The organism is Kribbella soli, assembly GCF_004331345.1.
GTDB classification, from domain to species: domain Bacteria; phylum Actinomycetota; class Actinomycetes; order Propionibacteriales; family Kribbellaceae; genus Kribbella; species Kribbella soli.
Genome location: NZ_SJJZ01000001.1, coordinates 2,591,900 through 2,609,266, shown reverse-complemented (window position 1 = coordinate 2,609,266; position 17,367 = coordinate 2,591,900). Strand labels below are relative to the sequence as shown.

19 protein-coding genes and 1 tRNA gene are annotated in these 17,367 nt (G+C 69.2%); 6 read left to right on the top strand and 14 right to left on the bottom strand.

Annotated elements, in window-relative coordinates; all coding sequences use genetic code 11:
• Nucleotides 1–155: 155 nt before the first annotated feature.
• A complete protein-coding gene (locus tag E0H45_RS13135; protein WP_131337395.1) occupies nucleotides 156–956 on the bottom strand; it encodes a methyltransferase domain-containing protein in 801 nt (266 codons plus the stop codon).
• A gap of 88 nt (nucleotides 957–1,044) precedes the next feature.
• Between E0H45_RS13135 and E0H45_RS13130 the strand changes: the two genes are divergently transcribed.
• Nucleotides 1,045–1,902, top strand: a complete 858-nt coding sequence (locus E0H45_RS13130; protein ID WP_131337394.1) for an aminoglycoside phosphotransferase family protein — start codon at nucleotides 1,045–1,047, stop codon at nucleotides 1,900–1,902.
• Here the strand turns inward: E0H45_RS13130 and E0H45_RS13125 are convergent.
• From E0H45_RS13125 to E0H45_RS13115, 3 genes are all read right to left on the bottom strand, one after another.
• Nucleotides 1,883–2,620, bottom strand: a complete 738-nt coding sequence (locus E0H45_RS13125; protein ID WP_131337393.1) for a phytanoyl-CoA dioxygenase family protein — start codon at nucleotides 2,618–2,620, stop codon at nucleotides 1,883–1,885. The genes E0H45_RS13130 and E0H45_RS13125 overlap by 20 nt on opposite strands.
• 40 nt (nucleotides 2,621–2,660) lie before the next feature.
• A complete protein-coding gene (locus tag E0H45_RS13120) occupies nucleotides 2,661–4,049 on the bottom strand; it encodes an alpha/beta hydrolase (protein WP_165546421.1) in 1,389 nt (462 codons plus the stop codon).
• A 117-nt stretch (nucleotides 4,050–4,166) separates the two neighbouring features.
• A complete protein-coding gene (locus E0H45_RS13115) occupies nucleotides 4,167–4,529 on the bottom strand; it encodes a nuclear transport factor 2 family protein (RefSeq protein WP_131337391.1) in 363 nt (120 codons plus the stop codon).
• A gap of 125 nt (nucleotides 4,530–4,654) precedes the next feature.
• Between E0H45_RS13115 and E0H45_RS13110 the strand changes: the two genes are divergently transcribed.
• Both E0H45_RS13110 and E0H45_RS13105 read left to right on the top strand, forming a co-directional pair.
• Nucleotides 4,655–5,449 (top strand): helix-turn-helix domain-containing protein, encoded by a 795-nt coding sequence (locus E0H45_RS13110; RefSeq protein WP_131337390.1) that lies wholly within the window; start codon nucleotides 4,655–4,657, stop codon nucleotides 5,447–5,449.
• On the top strand, nucleotides 5,446–5,949 hold the full coding sequence (locus tag E0H45_RS13105; RefSeq protein WP_131337389.1) for a DinB family protein: 504 nt from the start codon (nucleotides 5,446–5,448) through the stop codon (nucleotides 5,947–5,949). Before E0H45_RS13110 ends, E0H45_RS13105 begins: the two co-directional genes overlap by 4 nt.
• A gap of 34 nt (nucleotides 5,950–5,983) precedes the next feature.
• On the opposite strand, the gene E0H45_RS13100 is transcribed toward E0H45_RS13105, so the two are convergent.
• Together E0H45_RS13100 and E0H45_RS13095 are read right to left on the bottom strand one after the other, a co-directional pair.
• A complete protein-coding gene (locus tag E0H45_RS13100) occupies nucleotides 5,984–7,039 on the bottom strand; it encodes a hypothetical protein (protein WP_131337388.1) in 1,056 nt (351 codons plus the stop codon).
• The gene (locus E0H45_RS13095) at nucleotides 7,039–7,554 is read right to left on the bottom strand and encodes a SigE family RNA polymerase sigma factor (protein ID WP_131337387.1); all 516 of its coding nucleotides are present in this window, start codon (nucleotides 7,552–7,554) and stop codon (nucleotides 7,039–7,041) included. The genes E0H45_RS13100 and E0H45_RS13095 overlap by 1 nt, the downstream gene beginning before the upstream one ends.
• Before the next feature lie 155 nt (nucleotides 7,555–7,709).
• Here E0H45_RS13095 and E0H45_RS13090 point away from each other — a divergent pair, with 155 nt between their 5' ends.
• Nucleotides 7,710–8,909 carry an SH3 domain-containing protein gene (locus E0H45_RS13090; RefSeq protein ID WP_131337386.1) on the top strand — a complete coding sequence of 400 codons (1,200 nt, stop codon included), beginning with the start codon at nucleotides 7,710–7,712 and terminating at the stop codon, nucleotides 8,907–8,909.
• A 119-nt stretch (nucleotides 8,910–9,028) separates the two neighbouring features.
• On the opposite strand, the gene E0H45_RS42435 is transcribed toward E0H45_RS13090, so the two are convergent.
• The 6 genes from E0H45_RS42435 to E0H45_RS13065 form a co-directional block, all read right to left on the bottom strand.
• Nucleotides 9,029–9,190, bottom strand: coding sequence for a hypothetical protein (locus E0H45_RS42435; RefSeq protein ID WP_165546420.1), 162 nt, complete (start codon nucleotides 9,188–9,190; stop codon nucleotides 9,029–9,031).
• A 482-nt stretch (nucleotides 9,191–9,672) separates the two neighbouring features.
• On the bottom strand, nucleotides 9,673–10,143 hold the full coding sequence (locus E0H45_RS13085) for a hypothetical protein (protein ID WP_131337385.1): 471 nt from the start codon (nucleotides 10,141–10,143) through the stop codon (nucleotides 9,673–9,675).
• Entirely contained in the window at nucleotides 10,140–10,664 is a 525-nt protein-coding gene (locus E0H45_RS13080; protein WP_131337384.1) for a SigE family RNA polymerase sigma factor, read from the bottom strand. Before E0H45_RS13080 ends, E0H45_RS13085 begins: the two co-directional genes overlap by 4 nt.
• Nucleotides 10,665–10,685: 21 nt before the next feature.
• A complete protein-coding gene (locus E0H45_RS13075; protein ID WP_131337383.1) occupies nucleotides 10,686–12,026 on the bottom strand; it encodes a GGDEF domain-containing protein in 1,341 nt (446 codons plus the stop codon).
• Between the two features lie 162 nt (nucleotides 12,027–12,188).
• Nucleotides 12,189–13,736, bottom strand: coding sequence for a helicase HerA-like domain-containing protein (locus E0H45_RS13070; protein WP_131337382.1), 1,548 nt, complete (start codon nucleotides 13,734–13,736; stop codon nucleotides 12,189–12,191).
• A 59-nt stretch (nucleotides 13,737–13,795) separates the two neighbouring features.
• Nucleotides 13,796–14,500, bottom strand: coding sequence for a L,D-transpeptidase family protein (locus tag E0H45_RS13065; RefSeq protein WP_131337381.1), 705 nt, complete (start codon nucleotides 14,498–14,500; stop codon nucleotides 13,796–13,798).
• Between the two features lie 157 nt (nucleotides 14,501–14,657).
• Between E0H45_RS13065 and E0H45_RS13060 the strand changes: the two genes are divergently transcribed.
• Entirely contained in the window at nucleotides 14,658–14,951 is a 294-nt protein-coding gene (locus tag E0H45_RS13060; RefSeq protein ID WP_130386840.1) for a type II toxin-antitoxin system VapB family antitoxin, read from the top strand.
• Between the two features lie 95 nt (nucleotides 14,952–15,046).
• Nucleotides 15,047–15,547 carry a LytR C-terminal domain-containing protein gene (locus E0H45_RS13055; protein ID WP_238154939.1) on the top strand — a complete coding sequence of 167 codons (501 nt, stop codon included), beginning with the start codon at nucleotides 15,047–15,049 and terminating at the stop codon, nucleotides 15,545–15,547.
• On the opposite strand, the gene E0H45_RS13050 is transcribed toward E0H45_RS13055, so the two are convergent.
• Both E0H45_RS13050 and E0H45_RS13045 read right to left on the bottom strand, forming a co-directional pair.
• The gene (locus E0H45_RS13050) at nucleotides 15,544–17,055 is read right to left on the bottom strand and encodes a potassium/proton antiporter (RefSeq protein ID WP_131337379.1); all 1,512 of its coding nucleotides are present in this window, start codon (nucleotides 17,053–17,055) and stop codon (nucleotides 15,544–15,546) included. The two genes, E0H45_RS13055 and E0H45_RS13050, sit on opposite strands and share 4 nt — an antisense overlap.
• A gap of 208 nt (nucleotides 17,056–17,263) precedes the next feature.
• Nucleotides 17,264–17,354, bottom strand: a tRNA-Ser gene (locus tag E0H45_RS13045).
• Between the last annotated feature and the right edge of the window lie 13 nt (nucleotides 17,355–17,367).

Here is a 17,367-nt window from a genome sequence, read left to right as displayed (position 1 = left end):
GTCCCGCGGTTCGGTCAGTGCCATTCGGGCATGGGTGGTGTTCACCGAGCCGCGAGTTCTCCCACTGAGGGGCGGGAGAACGACCGGCCCGGCGGGTGTGTCTCTCCCAGGACGCACCCGCCGAGGTCGACACCGTCCAAGAGTGTCCGGCAGGGTCAGAGGGCCGACGCGACGAACAAGTACCTGTTCAGGCTGAAGAAGTAGCTCGCGCCGAGACCGCGGAGATCGTCCGCCCAGGCCCGCGCCTCCTCCTGCGTCACGCCGGCATGACCGGGCACGAAATCTGACACGATGTCGATCAAGCCGCCGCTGTACGTGTGCTGGTCGTACGCCGTGTTGAGGATCGGCACCACCTGCTGATGCGTCGGCGTGAAACCGGTCTTCGCCAGTACGTCGGCCAGTGTCCGGGGCAGATGCGGATCCGCCAGGTGATCCTCGAACGCGGTCAGCACCCGCGCCATCCGCTCGTCGTCACTCGATCGCCACACCACCGAACCCCAGTCCGTGTCCAGCAGTACGACGCGACCCGCCGGCCGGAGCACCCGTCGCACCTCGTCGAGCGCGGCCGCGATGTCGTCGACGTACTCGAAGACCTGCGTGGACACCACCACGTCGAAGCTCTCCGCCGGGTGCGGGATCCGCGCGACCGAGCCGAGTTCGAGCTCGAGGCCCGGTCCGCCGGGGACCTCGGCGTGGGTCCGGGCGATCGCCAGCATGCTCTCGCTGACGTCGATCCCGCAGATCCGCCCGTTCGGCCCGACCTCGCCGGCCATCTCCGCGGCCAGCAGCCCTGGCCCGAAACCGACGTCCAGCACCCGGTCGCCGGGGCGCAACGCCAGCGCCGCCCGCACCGCCCGCCGTTGCTCGACCACGTCAGTCGTGGTGTACACCGTCTCGATCTGCCGGGAAACCTCCGCGTCGAACTGCAACCCGTCCGCGCCAACCTCTCCGCCCATGCCCAACATCATGGTCCTCGATCCCGCCGCCGGGGAGGGCATTTGCAAATCAGGTGAATGCCCCGGGTTGCCCCGGTAACTTGACCGAGTGATCGAGCTTCCCGAGGAATTCCTGCGGATGCCGCGATGGTGGACCGAGGGCGCGGACTGGCTCCGGGATCTGCCGATGGCCGTCGAGCGGCAGTGCCGGCGGTGGGATCTGGCGGTCGTGGGAGCGGTTGCACACGGGTCGAACGCGGTCGTCGTGCCGGTCACGCGGGACGGCGAGGAGTTCGTACTGCGGATGTCGCCGCCCGGACAAGAGGTGGCCGAGCAGACCTGGGCGCTCCGTTGGTGGGCAGGTCGGGGCATGGCCCAGCTGTACGACGTCGACGTCGAGGCCGGCGCGATGTTGCTGGAGCGGTTGTCCACACCGTTGACGACCCGGCCCGTCGACGAGGCAGTCGCCGTACTCGGGCAGCTGATGCGCAGACTCGCCGTACCGGCTCCGGCCGAAGCGCGGTCGACCGCGGACATCGTGACCACACGATCGGCGCAGCTGGAGCCGGAGTGGGAGCGACTCGGCCGACCGTTCGACGTCGCGATTCTGCGCGAGGCGCTGAGCGTCGCGCCGTACGAAAGCACCTCGACAGCAGCGGTGAACGGCGACTTCCACTCGGCGCAGGTGCTCGCCGGGACGCGTGAGCCGTGGCTCACCGTGGACCCGGTCCTGTTCCAGGGCGACATCGAGTACGACCTCGGCCGGGTGCTGTGGACGCGACTCGACGAGATGCAGGACATCGTCGAGTACTTCGACAGCGCGGTCCGGGAAGCCGCCTTGGACCGGGACCGGGCACGCGACTGGGTGATCTGGCGAACGGTCGACTACTGGCTCTGGGGATTCTCTGTCGGCCTCACCGAGGACCCGGTTCGGTGCGCGCGGTTGATCACGGCCCTCTCCAGATGAACCGGCTCCGCATCATCCGCGGAGTGTCGGCCGCGTTCGGTGCGATCGAGTGCAGGATCCACGGATGGGTCAGGTACACGTCACCGGCCTGACCGGTGAGCTCGACGACGCGGACCGGCAGTCCGTCGAGATCTTTCGGCTCCATCGGGTCCACCGTGCGCTGCTCCGACGTCAGGTTGCGGAACCACGGATCCGACCGGAGCAACCGATCGCGGACCTCCTTGAAGTCCCGCTCGTCCGTCGTGGTCAAGAACCGCTCGATCACCTTGTGCGAGCCGGCGACCTGCGGAGTCCCACCGCCACCCGGCTCGACATCGCCGTACAACGCCCAGATCTTCACAGCGCCGGTCTCCGTCTCGAAGCCGACGTCCGTGTGCCATTGCCGATGCGGCACCGCCCACGGCACGCCCTCCGGCATCGTCACCAGCACCTGTCCCTGGTGCTTCGGCTCGACCCATTCGCCGAGCAGCCCGTCGAGCGCCGACCGCACCCGCGGTCCGAGGATCGCGTGCGCGCGCCGATCGAACTTGGTGGTCTTCAGACCGGTCGGTCGCGACGGCGTCCAGGTCGAACGATCGTCGCGATCCATGTCATGCCGCGCGGACAGTTCGTTCCACAGCACGTCCCGCATCCCCGCGGCTTCGTCGGAGGTGAACGCGGACGGGATCTTCACGATCCCGTCGCGCTCGAAAACGTCCAGCTCTTCGGTGGTGAGCATGTTCCATCCTGCGCACGTCCGGCGAGCACCTTCCACCGAATTAGCAGTTCGTGGCGGGCAGCCTCCCGTCCAGCAGGTAGTCGGCGATCCGGTCTCGCGCGCAGGCCGAGTTGAAGTACGCCGTGTGTCCGTAGACGTCGGCGGTCAGCAGCCGGCTGTTGTCGATCTGCCGCACCAGGCTGCGGGCGTTGGCGATCGGCGTCGACGGATCGTGCAGTGTCGACGTGATCAGGATCGGCGGCGTACCGTGCACCGGCGTCGCGCCCCACGGGTTGCTCGGCGGGATCGGCCAGCCGGCGCAGGCGGCCGTGATCGCCCAGCCTTCGACCGCGGCACCGACCCGCGGCGCGACGGCCTTGGCGAGCGCGAGCCGGGCGCGCGCATCGGCGTACCCACGCAGCTCACCCGGCAGGTCCATGCAGGACACGGCGGCGTACGCGGTCTCGGGGTCGCCGACGTAGCTGACGTTCGCGAAGTCGGTGCCGTCGCCCTTCGCCGCTTTCGCCAGCGCGGTCGCGAGCACCGGCCAGTTGTCCGAGACCATTGATGTCAACGGCAACAAAGTCGGGAGCGCCATCCGGAGTACGTCGCCGTTCACCGGGCCGTGCAGCCCGGTCAGCGGGGTCTTGTCGGCCTTGCGTACGGTCGCGTCCCAGACCGCGCCGACGTCCTGCCCGTGCAGGGCGCACGACGTGTCCTTGGTGCACCACGCGGCGAAGCGGTTGAAGCCGGCCTCCATCTCCTTCGCCTCGTCGAGCATGAGCCGCAACGGGCCCTGCTTGTGATCGAGGATCCCGTCGAGCACCATCCGGCCGACGCGCTGCGGGAACTGCTGCGCGTACAGCGTGCCCAAGTACGACCCGTACGACAGCCCGATGTAGTTGAACTTCGACTCGCCGAGCGCGGCCCGGATCGCATCCATGTCGCGCGCGACCGTTCGCGTATCAAGGTTTCGCATCAGGTCGCCGTGCTGCTTCAGGCATTGCTCGCCGGTGGCCCGACTCGACGCCACCAAAGCGTCGTACTGCGCCTTGGACTTCGGGAACACCGGTACGCCGCGACGTAGCACCGGACCGCAGTCGAGCTGACTGCTGCTCCCGGTCCCGCGCGGGTCGAAGCTGACCAGGTCGTACCGATCCCGGTACTGCGGTAGCACCGCGTCCGCGAGCCCCGCCGCGAAGATCGAGCCGCCCGCGCCGCCCGGCCCGCCTGGGTTGAAGAACAGCGCGCCGAGCTTGTGTTTCTGATCCTTCGCCGGGACCTTGGCGACGTACACGTTCGTCGTCGGACCGGCCGGTTTCGACCAGTCCAGCGGCACGGTCAGCGTCGCGCACTGCTCGACCGCGCCGGGTTTGCAGGCCTTCCAGTCCAGGGTCCCCGCGGCCGCCGCCGTACTCACCGGAACGGCGGCCGCAATCAAAGACCCCACTATCGATGCCGCTGTCAACGATTTCCACATGCCCGCCAACCTAGGCGCCAGGTCCGGCACGTCGCATCCGCCGATCGGCCATCCGTGAGTCGCCGGAAGTCGGATGTGCCCGAAGGTTCAGTGTGCCGGGGCGAAGTCGTGGAACCCGATCAGCTGCCGGATCTTCCCGTCGGCGTCGAGCACGACGATGTCCGTGCCACCGGCGACCGGCTCCTGTCCCTCGGCCTTCAGGTGCCAGGTCCAGCGCAGGTAGTTGTGGTGCTCGTCGATGTCGCCGATCCGGACGAACGAGAGCCCCGGGAACATCTGCTGCGCGGCGCCGACCAGCTTGTTCAGCTCGTCGCGGCCGGTGGTCTCGAAGCTCGGGTCCTGGAAGGTCGCGTCCGCGGTCCAGGTGCCGGCGATGAGCTCGGCCCGACGGTCGGCGTCGGCGGCGTTCCACATCGTGAAGTACTGGTCGGCGAGAGTCGTTGCGTTCATGGTGTTTCCTCCTCGATCGGTTGCGATGACCAGAACCTTGCCGCCAGGTCCGGCGTACCGTCGATGACGTCAGAGGTAATGGCGATGTCTATGTCAGGTCGAGGGCCACCCGCTACGGTCGGACCATGGCAGCGACGATCGAGGAGACGTTCCAGCGCCCCGTCGGTGAGCTTCTGCGCGGCTGGCGGGAGCGCCGGCGGCTCAGTCAGCTCGAGCTGGCGAACCGGGTCGGGGTGTCCACGCGGCACGTGAGTTTCGTGGAGACCGGGCGGTCGAAGCCGAGTCGCGAGATGGTGATGCGGCTGGCAGAGCATCTCGACGTACCGCTGCGGGACCGCAACCAACTGCTGCTTGCCGGCGGGTTCGCGCCGATCTACAGCGAGGCGTCGCTGCACTCGCCGTCGATGCTCGCGATCCGGACGACGCTGCGCCGCCTGCTGAAGGCCCACGAGCCGTACCCGGCGCTGGTCGTCGACCGCTGGTGGAACATCGTCGAGGCGAACGCCGGGATCGCGATCTTCACCACGGACGTCGACGAGAAGTTGCTACAGGCACCGATCAACGCGCTCCGGCTGACCCTGCACCCGAACGGCCTGGCCCGGCGGATCGCCAACATCGCCGAGGTCCGCTCTGCCGCGCTCGCGAGCCTGCAACGCCAGGTGGCCGGCACCGCGGACCCCGAGCTCCAGGACCTGTACGACGAACTTCGCGGGTACGCCGTCAACGACAAGCCGGCTCCACCCGGGCCGGCCGAGGTCGTCGTACCGTTCAACCTCACCCACGACGGCCGCGAACTGTCGCTCCTGACGACGATCGCGACCTTCGGCACACCGCTCGACGTCACGGTCTCGGAGCTGATGATCGAGTCGTTCTATCCGGCCGACGACGCGACCGCCGACTACCTGCGAGCACTGTCATGAAGCCCGCACGCGACCTCGCCGACACGGTCGAACTGCATCTGCAGTACCTCGATCACTACCGCGGCATCGTCCAGAACAAGCTCATCGGGCTCAGCGACACCGAGCTGCGCGGCAGTCGCCTGCCGTCGGGATGGACGCCGCTGGAACTACTGAAGCACCTGATCTTCATGGAGCGGCGCTGGCTGCGCTGGGGCTTCACCGGTGAGCCCGTCGACCACCCGTGGGGCGACTCCGCGGACGACCCGGACAGCCCCTGGACGCTCGAACCCGACGACACCCTGGAAAGCCTGCTGGCCCAACTGCACGCGGGCGGCGAGTTCACCCGGAGCGTGGTCGCCGGCGAGGACCCGGCGACGGTCGCGGCAGCCGGTGGGCGCTTCGGGGCCGATGACCGGCCGACGCTGAACTGGATCCTGTTCCACGTCCTGCAGGAGTACGCGCGGCACGCGGGCCACCTGGACGTGGCCCGCGAGCTGGTGGATGGTGCCACCGGCGAGTAGGGCTGCGTGACCTACTCGCCGGTGGCGGGGTGCCCTACCGGCCGGAGGAGGGGTGGCCGGTGGGGAAGGTCGTCGGGAAGCTCGGCGTCGGGATGCTGGGCTTCTCCGTCGGGGTCGGGAACGTCGGCTTGGTGGTCGGCACCGACGGCTTGCTCGGGAGTGTCGGCTCGACCGTCTGCGGCTTGCCCGGGTCGACGGTCACCTTGACGCCACCGGAGACCGTGACCGTCGGCAGGGACGGCACAGTCGACTTGGTGGTCGGCTTGCCCGGCACCGTCGGAAGGGTCGGCAGCGACGGCTTCTGAGCAGTCGGCTTCGTGGTCGGTACGCCGTCAACGCAGTCCGGCACCGTCGGCGTCGGGACCGGCTTGGCCGACGGAACACTCGGCAGGGTGGGCTTCCCGGGCAGGGTCGGCTTCGTCGTCGGCAGCGACGGCTTCGTCGGCAGAGTCGGCTTGGCTGTCGGCAGGGTCGGCTTGGCTGTCGGCAAGGTCGGCGTTCCCGGGAGCGTCGGCTTCGTCGTCGGCAGGGTCGGCTTCGTGGTCGGCCAGCTCGGCTTGGTCGTCGGGAAGCTCGGCGTCGCCGTCGGCAGCGTCGGCTTGGTCGTCGGAACCTGTGGCTTACCAGGCAGCGACGGCGGGGTGGTCGGAAGGCTCGGCTTGCCGGGCAGCGTCGGCTTCGCGGTGGGCAGGCTGGGCTTGCCCGGGAGCGTCGGCTTCGCCGTCGGAGGGTTGTTCGGGTCGACGGTCTTGTTCACCGAGACCGTCGCCTTGGGCAACTGCGGCTTCTCCGGCTTCTGCGGCAGGCAGGTTGGGTCCACCGACGGCGCCGTCGGCGTACCCGCCGGAATCACCGCCGGCACCGGGGGCTTTCCCCCGCCGGCCAGCAGGTTCTTCACGGGAAGCGCCGGTCCGCCGACCGCGGCGGACACCGTCGCGACGGTTCCGGCCAGTGCGGTGACACCCGCCGCGGCCAGTCCCCGGCGCAGCCAGGTCAGCCGCTTGCCGCGCCGCATCAGGTCACCTGCGTCCGGCTGCCACGGCTCCATCTCGTACGTGAGCGCGTCGTGTACCCGCTGCTCGTCACTCATCAGTTTCCTCCAACTCCGGTATCGATCAGGTCGGGTGCCAGACGCAACTTGGCCAGCGCCCGGGAGGCCGTGCTCTTCACGGTCCCGGCCGCCATGCCGAGCAGCTCGGCGGTCTCGGCCTCGGAGAGATCCTGCGAGTAGCGCAGCGCGACCACGGCTCTCTCCCGAACGGTCAGACCGCTGAGGGCCGAGAGCACGGCCTCCCTGGTCTGAACCGCCCCGGCGAAGTCCGCCACCGCTCGCTGGTCCCAATCGTTGTCCACCGGGTCGCTGGGTACTTCGTTGTTCCAGCGCCGGCGGGCCTGGGAGAGGAATCGGTTGACCAGCACCCGCCGGACGTACCGCAACGGGTCGCCCTCCAGCCGGTGCCACTTCGGATAGGACCGCATCAACGCTTGCTGCACCAGGTCCTCGGCGGTGTGCCGATCGCCGCACAGCATCTCCGCGAAGCGGAGCAAGGGGGTCGACTGCGCCACGACGAATCGCTCGAAGTCGGCGTCCGCGGTCCGGGTCATCGATTCTCCTCAGCCTCTGTCACACCGGTCCAAACCCGCTGGGTGACCGATCGGGTTCTGTGCAGTCACGAGAAATTTATTCACGGGCTATGCAGAAGAGGTGTTTGTGAGTCACATTGGGTGCTCAAGCCTTCACCGCCCCGGAGGTTCCGCCCATGCGTATCACCCGTACAACCGCGCTCACCGCCTGTCTGGCGATGACCGCCGCGATCTTTACGGCAACCTTGCCGAGCACCGCCGCAGTGCCGAATCCGGTCTCGGTCGCGGCCCAACCCGTCGCCGGATCCAGCAACGTCAAGGTCGACGGCAGCCGCATCGTCCTCGGCGACACACCGGCCGCGATCGGATCGACCGAGATCAAGCAACGCTCCGGCCTGGCCGAACTCACGCCGGTCCGGTTCGCAGATCCCACGTCCGCCGTTGTCGTCGGCTACACGTCCAGTACGCCGGACGGTTCGTCGGCGGAGGTCGACGTACGGTCGTGGGTCAACAACAGGTGGTCGGAGTGGACGGCAGCCAAGGCCGGTACGCCGACTGCGTTGCCGGGTGCAAGCGACCAGGTCCAGGTCCGCATCATCGTCAGCGCACCGTCGACCGGCGCGAGCCCGTGGGTCGGCGACGTCACGGTGCAGCCCACGGACCAGGCCGCCGCGCCACGCATGACGGTCCAAGCGGCACCGCTCAAGTCGCACGTCTTCGCCACGCGTGAAGGTCTGGTCGGCGGTACGACGGCCAACGGCCACGTGATCGTGAGCCGGGACCACTTCGTCGCCCTGCCGTCACGGCGCGGACTGTCCAGCGCCGGATCCGGCACGTACTCGGTGAAGGTCTGCACCGCCTCGCGGTGCGCGTTCGAGCCGGTGTGGGACGTCGGCCCGTGGAACACCAAAGACGACTACTGGAACCCGAGCGCGACCCGCGAGATGTGGAAGGACCTGCCGCAGGGCAAGCCTGAGGCGCAGGCGGCGTACCAGAGCGGCTATAACGGCGGGAAGGACCAGTTCGGTCGGACGGTCGCCAACCCGGCGGGGATCGACCTCGCGGATGGCGTGTTCTGGGACGCGCTCAAGCTGGCCGACAACTCGTGGGTCGACGTCACGTACCTGTGGACCGGCGATGGTGGGCGCGGGACGGTGTCGATCTCGTCCGGGTATTTGAACGTGCGGAATGCGCCGAACTCGACTGGCGCGGTTGTTGGGATGGCCGGGAAGTCGGCTCAGGTGACTGTCGAGTGCCAGACGACCGGGGAGAACGTCACCGGGTCGCAGGGCACCAGCAATGTGTGGCTGCGGGTCAACGCCGGCATGTATGTCGCGAAGGCGTGGGTGTCGGCGGGTAGCTTCGGCGCCTGCTGAACCTGCACCACTCACCAACGTCCGGAAACACCACGGCCGCACGCTCGCTGATTGCTCGGCGGGCGTGCGGCCGTTGGCTTGGTGAGTGGCTGAGGTCCGCGCCTACTTACCGCGTCTACTTACCGCGCGAGGGGACCGTCGGCTCGGGCGTCTGGGTCGGCGGGAGCGACGGCGTGGCCGGGACAGTCGGTCGTACCGCACGCGGTGACCGCGTCGGAGTCGCCCGCGGCTCGGGTGTCTGGGTCGGCGGCGCCGTTGGCGAGACCGTTGGCGTCTGACACGAAGAAGCCCTCGGCGCGCGAGTCGGCGTCGGAACCGCCCGACGAGTCGGCGTCGCAGTCGGCGGCAGACTCGGCGTCGCGGTCGGGCGCGTCGGCGTCGCGGTCGGCGGGAGGCTCGGGGTCGCGGTTGGGCGGCAGGTGGGGGACTCGGTCGGGGGGAGGGTCGGGGTGGCCGGCCGTGCCGATGGGGAGCGCGTGGGGGTGGCAGGCGCGCTTGGGGTGGCCGCGGTTGGTGTTGCCTCGGAGGGGGTCGCGGCGGTTGGTCCGCCTTGGGCGGTTGTGTCGGCAGCTGAGTTGCTGCTGCGCGCCATCGCCGTACCGGCGACTGCGACGCCGACCACCGCCGCGGCGGCGAGCCCGCCCAGCAGTATCCGGGTCATCCGCCGCTTCCGGCCTACCTCGTCCATTGTTGCCCTCCGCACCTTTTTGATGTTCGGTCGGGCTGAAGGACGCAGCCGGGTAGCGAAATGGTTCTGCCGGCCTCAGCTCGGGGTGCGGGTCGGCGGGCTGGACGGGGTCGGCAACCCGGACGGTGTACGAGGCGGCCGCAGAGGCGTGGCCAGACTCGGAGTACTCGTAGGCCGCGCCGTCGGCGTCCCGCGAGGCGGCACAGTCGACGGCACTGTAGGCGACTCCGTCGGCGTCCGGACAGGTGAAGTCGGCGTCGGCGTCATGCGAGTCGGAGGAGGAGTCGTAGGGCGGACAGTCGCCGACGGACCAGGGTCAGCAGGCTGCGGTACGTCGCCGCGCAGCTGACCACTGCCCGCGATTCCCGCGACGGCGATCACGCCGACGACCGCAACCGAAGCCCCGGCCGCAGCGACACGGCCCCGCGCCCGCCGCCGCCGCGCGCCCACGATCACCCGCGCCGGGTCGAGGGGCGCGATGGAATCGTCCGGTGCCAGCGCGACCCGGAGCTGCTCCTCGGCCGGCGTCCCGCGCTCGTCGTTCATGCTCGCTCCCCCACAGCGCTCAGCTCCGGCGCGGCCCGCAGCTTGTCCAGGGCCCGCGCGTTCGCGCTCTTCACCGTCCCGATCGCCACTCCGAGGACCGCCGCGGTCTCCCGTTCGGTCAGGTCCTCGAGATACCGCAGTACGACGACCGCTCGCTCGCGCCGGCTCAGCGCGGCGAGTGCGGCCCCGACCGCGACCCGCCGATGGACCCCACCACTCGGATCGACCTCGGCCTCGAGGAGCAGGTCGAGCTCGGCCGCGTCACCGGTCGGCCGCTCACGCCACGGCCGCCGCCGTACCCAGGACAGGTGCTGGTTGACCACCGCCTGCCGGACGTACGCGAACGGGTCGGCCATCTCGATCCGGTCCCAGCGCAGGTACGCCTTCTCCAGCGCGGTCTGCACGAGATCCTCCGCGAGGCCCGCATCACCACAGAGCACCCGCGCGAAGTGCACCAACCGCGCGGATCTGGCCAGCACGAACGCCGTGAAGTCGTCGTCACGACTCCCCGTTGCCGCCATGTGCACTCCGTCCTGCCGTCCTCACCTCACAGGACGCTGAGCGGGCGCCAAAGGTTCTGTCTGTTCCGAGAATTGGGTCGACGCGGTCAGCCGGGTCACCGGGACGGTGTCGGCGGCCAGGCGGACCCGGTTCCGGCCGGCGGCCTTCGCGGCGTACATCGCGCGGTCGGCGCGGAGCAGCAGGTCGTCGACGGTCGCCCCGTCGGTCGGGTACACCGCGACGCCGATGCTGACGGTCAGGTGGAAGGTGTCCGGGTCCAGGTCCGGGTCGTCGAGTACGCCGGCGCACATCGCCGCCAGCGGGCTGTTGGCGACCGCGTTGCGGAGCCGGTCGGCGGTCACCGTCGCCTCGTCGAGGCCGGTGTCCGGGAGCGCGATCACGAACTCCTCGCCGCCGAACCGGCCGATCACGTCCTTCGCCCGGATCGCACTGCGCAGGATCGTCGCGACCGCGCGCAGGGCCTCGTCGCCGACCAGGTGACCGTGCCGGTCGTTGACCTGCTTGAAGTGGTCGATGTCGATCAGCAGCACCGCCATCGACTCGTGCTGGTTCCGCGAGGTGCGCAGCATCTGCTCGGTCCGGCGGCGCCACCAGTCGACCCGGGTCAGGCTGGTCTTCGGGTCGGTCTGGGCCTCGGTCTCCAACTGGCCGAGGAGCAGCGCGCGCTGCGCGGTCAGCGTGATCGGGATCGCGACGAACGCGAGCCACGGGCTGATCAGGCAGGCCGCCGCGAGCAGGCAGCCGAAGGTGGCGGCGGTCGCGTCGGTACACAGGTCGTCCAGGCCGCCGACCGTCTCGCGGCGGTTGCTGCCCGGGATGATCAGCGAGATCGCGAGCCCGCACAGCAGGGTGTCGGTCACGACGTACGCGATCGCGCCGCCGACCATCGACACGACCAGGCCGAGGCCGCTGTCGCCGGTCAGGTCACGCGCGGAGACGAAGACCGCGTGCGCGGCGCCGACCGCGAGGACGTGGACGGCGGTCGAGAAGGCCCAGCGGTACGGGATGCACTTGCCGGCCCGGATCCGCCACCAGATCCGCAGCAGCACCGCGACCAGGATCGCCAGCGCCGGATGCAGGATGATCGCCGCGGCGATCATCCATGCCGGGGCGAAGTCCTTGTGCAGCGCGCCGCCGCGCCGCCGGCGGCTCTCGACCCGGCGGGCGCCCTCGACGGAGATCAGCGCGGAGACCGTCAACGCGAACACGACGTCCAGGCCGCGCCAGCTCTGGCGGTCGGCGAACGCATGCACGCCGTAACCGATTGCGGCCAGGTCGACGAGCACGACAACGGCGAACGCCGGGACCGTCAGGGTCCAGAGCGCCCAGGAACGTATCGCTCGCCTACTCTGTGCAACCATCACTTCACACGGTACGACGTGTAGGCGTCAGGTCCCAATCGGTGACGGCGCGGCTGTGGATGACGACTTGAGAACGATCGTCGATGCTTCGAAATTCATTCGTTTGATCAACAATCAAACGCAGGTTTTCCCTTGCGGACAAGGGAAAAGCGCTCCGGTTTCTCAGCGTCGGCGGCGGGCTGCGCCGAACAGGCCGCGGACGATCTCCCGGCCGGCCGAACGGGCGAACTGCTTGAAGGCGGACGACCCGACGACCTGCTCGACCATCGACTTCTCCTGCTTCTGCGCCCGCGGCCGCGACTGCTCCTGCGGCCTGGCCTGCTCCTGCTGCTGCTTCTCGGCCTCGGCCTGCGCGGCACCGGCCTGCACCTTCGCCGCGAGCACCTCGTACGCCGACTCGCGGTCGAGCGTCTGCGAGTACTTCGCGTTGTTCGCCGACGCCTGCACCGTCGCGGTCAGCTGCTCCGCGGACGCCGGCGCCATCAGCGACTGCGGCGCCCGGAGCCGGGTCCACGCGACCGGGGTCGGTGCGCCCTTCTCGTTCATCACGGTCACGATCGCCTCGCCGATCCCGAGCTGGGTCAGCACCTCACCCAGGTCGTACGACGAGCTCGGGAACGTCGACACCGTCGCCTTCAGCGCCTTCGCGTCGTTCGGCGTGTGCGCCCGCAGCTGGTGCTGCACCCGCGAACCGAGCTGCGCCAGTACGTCGTCCGGCACGTCCTTCGGCGTCTGGGTCACGAAGAACACGCCGACACCCTTCGACCGGATCAGCCGGACGGTCTGCGCGATCGAGTCCAGGAACGCCTTCGAGGCGTCGTTGAACAGCAGGTGCGCCTCGTCGAAGAAGAACACCAGCTTCGGCTTGTCCACGTCGCCGACCTCGGGCAGGTCGTGGAACAGGTCGGCGAGCAGCCACATCAGGAACGTCGAGAACAGCGCCGGCCGGTCCTGCAGGTTCGGCAGCTCGAGCAGCGAGATGACGCCCTTGCCGTCGCGCTGCTGCAGCAGGTCCGCGGTGTCGAACTCCGGCTCACCGAAGAACGCCTCGGCGCCCTGGTCGGCGAACCCGATCAGCGACCGCAGGATCACGCCCGCGGTCGCCGCGGACAGACCGCCCAGCTCCTTCAGGTCGCCCTTGCCCTCGTCGGACGTGAGGTGCGTGATGACGGCCCGCAGGTCCTTGAGGTCGAGCAGCATCAGCCCGGCCTTGTCGGCGTAGTGGAAGATCAGCCCGAGCGACGACTCCTGGACGTCGTTGAGCCCCAGCACCTTGGACAGCAGCACCGGGCCGAACGACGTGATCGTCGCCCGGATCGGGACCCCAGCACCCTGCCCACCGAGCGCGTAGAACTCGGTCGGGAAGCCGGACGCGGTCCAGTCCTGGCCGATCGACTTGGTCCGGGCCAGCAGCTTGTCGTTACCCTCACCCGGCTGCGAGACGCCGGACAGATCGCCCTTGATGTCGGCGGCGAACACCGCGACACCGGCCGCGGACAGCTGCTCGGCCATCAGCTGCAGGGTCTTCGTCTTACCGGTACCGGTGGCACCCGCGACCAGGCCGTGCCGGTTCATCATCCCCAGCGGGATCCGGACCGCCGCCTCCGGATTCGGCTCGCCGTCGACCAGCAGTGCGCCAAGCTCGAGCGCCGCCCCCTCGAACGCGTACCCCTGCTTCACGGTCTCCACGACGTCGGCTTTCTCGGCCATCTGAGCGTGCCTTTCCCCGGTTGACGGAAATAACCCGCTCGAATGCTAGCCCTCCGCAGTCACCGCATCACGACCACACGCGTCGCACCGGCCGCGAACGACCAGATCGCCACCGACATCGAGGCCGAGACCCGGATGCAGCCGTGCGAGGCCCGGTAGTTCGTCCCGAGCAGCCAGTCGGCGTGGATCTGCTGCCCGTTCGACTTGTACGTCGGGATCTGGTGGAACCCGACACCGCACGGTGCGAACCGGACGAAATGGTTCAGGTAGAGCCGTCCGCCGTCGGTGTTCCGCAGTACCCGCGCCGCCCGCCCGCACTTCGAGCCGCTCGTGTACGTGCCGGCCTTCAGGTACGTCGGGTTGTCGATGATCCCGCCCTGCCGGACCACCTTGCCGCGCGCGTCGATCAGCCACACCCAGTTCTGCGTCTGGCTGATCACGATCCGGCGCCCGGTCCCCGAGCGGCCCGGCACCGGGCGGACGTCGCAGCGTTTCGCGGTCGAGGCCATCAGCCGCGCGTACGTCGTACTGTTCAGCGAGCCGGTCTGGCTCAGGACGTTGGCGGACTGGAACCGGACCGTGGCCGCCTGGGTCATCGCACCGGCCTTGCCGTCGACCGGGCCCGACGTGCAGCCGAGACCGTTCAGGCGGGTCTGGGCCGCCTTCACCTGAGACACCGTGATCGCGTCGGCCGGCATCGTCGTACCGAGCGCGATCAGCGTGATCGACGCGGTCGCGAGACCGAGTTTCGGAAGAATTCGCATACCGTTCACCCCCATGCTCGTGGGCGCGGAACCGCGCTCACTGCCCTGTTCCTGTGGGACGTCCAACGGCATCGAAAGGTTGGGTCGGTGCAGCGGACTATTCCGGTGACATTCATGACCTCCTCCTAGGACCTTTCACACCGCTAGACTTCGGGGGGTGATCTTCAAGCGTGTCGGGGACGACAAGCCGTACCCGGACCATGGGCTGCGACCGAAGGACTGGTCTTCGCTGCCGCCCAGGCAGGTGCGGCTGGACGAACTCGTCACGACGAAGGGCACTTTGGACCTGAACGCGCTGCTCGACGAGGACTCGACTTTCTACGGCGATCTGTTCGCGCATGTGGTGGAGTGGAAGGGCGACATGTACCTCGAGGACGGCCTGCACCGCGCGCTGCGTGCCGCGTTGCAGCAGCGTCAGGTCCTGCATGCACGGGTCCTGGTAGTGGACTGACCAATGGCTGCCGCTCACGGGGGGTGGAGCAAATGACAGCGATCCATCCGCAACCGAGACCGCACTCGCGGATCCGGTGGCGTACACCGATCACGATGGTGATCTTGCTGGGGATCCTTGCCGGTGGGGGCTGGTGGGGCTGGAACTCGTTGGTGAACAGCAGCGCCGAGGCGACCTGCACCGAGCAGAAGCTGACGAACAACCGCCTGGTGCCGAAGCAGGTCGTGCTGAACGTCTACAACGGCGGCGCCCGCGCGGGCTCGGCCGGCCGGGTGGCCGACGCGCTGAAGCAGCGCGGGTTCAACATCGGCAAGACCGCGAACGAGCCCAAGGGCGACAAGGTCGACGTGGTGGCGCTGCGCGGTGCCGCCGCGAATGCGCCCGAGATGCTCCTGGTCGCAGGTCAGTTGAACCAGAAGGCGGTCATGGTCGCCGACGGTCGGACCGACCACACCGTCGACCTGGTCATCGGCGCCGGTTTCGGCTCCGTGAAGCTCAAGGGCATCCCGTCGGTCACGGTCGCCCCCGGCGCCACGGTCTGCCTCCCGGTCATCCACAGCCCGCAGCCGATCCCGTCCGGCCAGAACCCCAACTAGTTCTGTTCGCGGCCGCGTTCGCCGAACCAGCCGGCCAAGCGGCCGGCTCGGGAGACGGCGCGGAGGCGGCGGACGGTCTGTTCGCGGACGGGGCTGGGCGCGACCACGAGCAGGTCGTCATCGGCCCGGAGCACCGTACGGCGGTCCGGGACGAAGGCTCGTTCGCTGCGGATCACCAGCGCGACCGAGACACCGGGCGGTAGCCGTAGCTCACCGATCTCGACCCCGGCCAGCCGGGACTCGCTCGGGACGTGCACCTGGAGCATGTCCGCGCCGAGCGACTCCAGCGGCGCCACGTCGATGTCGACCTCGTACGCGGCGTTCTCGTCGAGCACCTTCAGCCGCTTCGCCAGCCACGGCAGCGACGGCCCCTGCAGCAGCGTGAACAGCAGCACCAGCACGAACACCACGTCGAAGATCCGCGCCGCCTGCGGCACGCCCTCGGCCAGTGGGATGGTCGCGAGCACGATCGGCACCGCGCCCCGTAGGCCGGCCCACGAGATGAACGTCTGTTCCCGCCACGGCAACCGGAACGGCGCCGCCGAGATCGCCACCGACGCAAACCGCCCGACGACCGTCACCGCGACCCCGATCACCAGCGCGACCAGTACGTCGTTCAGCTCGAAGTCCCCCGGTGACGCCAGCAGCCCGAGCATCACGAACAGCCCGATCTGCGCCAGCCAGGCGATCCCGTCGACGAACGACCGGGTCGCCATCCGGTGCGGCAACTCCGCCCGTCCCAGCACCAGCGACGTCACGTACACGGCCGCGAACCCCGACACGTGGAGCAGCACCGAGCCACCGGCGTACGAGATGAACGCCACGGAGAGCACCGCGAGCGGGTACAGACCGGCGGATCCGAGCGCCATCCGGCGGATCAGTCCGACGCTCACCCACCCGATCAGCAGCCCGAACAGCGCGCCGACCACCAGCTCGTAGACGACCAGGCCGCTGAACCACAGCAGGCCCTTCTCGCCGACCTCGCCGGTGCTGACGAGCGTGACCAGCAGCACGGTCGGAGCGTCGTTCAGACCGGACTCCGCTTCCAGCGCCCCACGCAGCCTTGGACGGATCGGCACCCGTCTGAGCACCGAGAACACGGCCGCCGCGTCCGTCGGCGACGTCACGGCCCCGAGCAGCACCGACAGCTGCCAGCTCAGCCCCAGCACGAAATGCGCCACACAGGCGACGACACCGACGCTGATCGCGACCCCGACTGTCGCCAGCACGAGCCCGAGCGGCATCACCGGCCGCACTTCGTTCCACCGGGTCGTCAGACCGCCCTCGGTCAGGATCACCACCAGCGCCGCGAACCCCAGCGCATGCGCCAGCTGCGCGTCCTCGAAGTGGATGTGCCCCGGACCCGACTCCCCCAGGAGCAGCCCCATCCCGAGGTAGATCAGCAGCGACGGGAGCCCGATCCGCGCGGACAACCGCACCGCGACCACGGCGACCAGCAGAATCGCCGCGCCCGCGAGCAGAATCCCGTCGAGCTCCGCAACATCCATAGGGGCCCTCTCGTCGAGCGTCCCGAGTCAGGTCCAGAGAGACGAAAACCCTGACGCATCACACAGCATCAGGGTCTCCGGCCTATCTGGCCGCCCCGGAGGGCGGTTGGCGGTGGCGGAGGGAACCGTCGCAGGCTCCTCCCAAATCCCACAGCACTTGATATTCGGTCAGATGGTCCCACACTTCGTGCGGAACCATCTGACCGAATGGCGGTGGCGGAGGGATTTGAACCCTCGGACGGGGGTTGCCCGTCACGCGCTTTCGAGGCGCGCTCCTTCGGCCGCTCGGACACGCCACCGCCGAGGACAATA

Bases quoted from the DNA above. Each gene is read 5' to 3' on its own strand.
- E0H45_RS13115 (WP_131337391.1), bottom strand. From the start codon at position 4,529: ATGAACGCAACGACTCTCGCCGACCAGTACTTCACGATGTGGAACGCC.
- E0H45_RS13080 (WP_131337384.1), bottom strand. From the start codon at position 10,664: ATGGCGGCAACGGGGAGTCGTGACGACGACTTCACGGCGTTCGTGCTG.
- E0H45_RS13085 (WP_131337385.1), bottom strand. From the start codon at position 10,143: ATGAACGACGAGCGCGGGACGCCGGCCGAGGAGCAGCTCCGGGTCGCG.
- E0H45_RS13100 (WP_131337388.1), bottom strand. From the start codon at position 7,039: ATGAGTGACGAGCAGCGGGTACACGACGCGCTCACGTACGAGATGGAG.
- E0H45_RS13095 (WP_131337387.1), bottom strand. From the start codon at position 7,554: ATGACCCGGACCGCGGACGCCGACTTCGAGCGATTCGTCGTGGCGCAG.
- E0H45_RS13065 (WP_131337381.1), bottom strand. From the start codon at position 14,500: ATGCGAATTCTTCCGAAACTCGGTCTCGCGACCGCGTCGATCACGCTG.
- E0H45_RS13135 (WP_131337395.1), bottom strand. From the start codon at position 956: ATGGGCGGAGAGGTTGGCGCGGACGGGTTGCAGTTCGACGCGGAGGTT.
- E0H45_RS13125 (WP_131337393.1), bottom strand. From the start codon at position 2,620: ATGCTCACCACCGAAGAGCTGGACGTTTTCGAGCGCGACGGGATCGTG.
- E0H45_RS13070 (WP_131337382.1), bottom strand. From the start codon at position 13,736: ATGGCCGAGAAAGCCGACGTCGTGGAGACCGTGAAGCAGGGGTACGCG.
- E0H45_RS13105 (WP_131337389.1), top strand. From the start codon at position 5,446: ATGAAGCCCGCACGCGACCTCGCCGACACGGTCGAACTGCATCTGCAG.
- E0H45_RS13050 (WP_131337379.1), bottom strand. From the start codon at position 17,055: ATGGATGTTGCGGAGCTCGACGGGATTCTGCTCGCGGGCGCGGCGATT.
- E0H45_RS13110 (WP_131337390.1), top strand. From the start codon at position 4,655: ATGGCAGCGACGATCGAGGAGACGTTCCAGCGCCCCGTCGGTGAGCTT.
- E0H45_RS13075 (WP_131337383.1), bottom strand. From the start codon at position 12,026: ATGGTTGCACAGAGTAGGCGAGCGATACGTTCCTGGGCGCTCTGGACC.
- E0H45_RS13055 (WP_238154939.1), top strand. From the start codon at position 15,047: ATGGTGATCTTGCTGGGGATCCTTGCCGGTGGGGGCTGGTGGGGCTGG.
- E0H45_RS13090 (WP_131337386.1), top strand. From the start codon at position 7,710: ATGCGTATCACCCGTACAACCGCGCTCACCGCCTGTCTGGCGATGACC.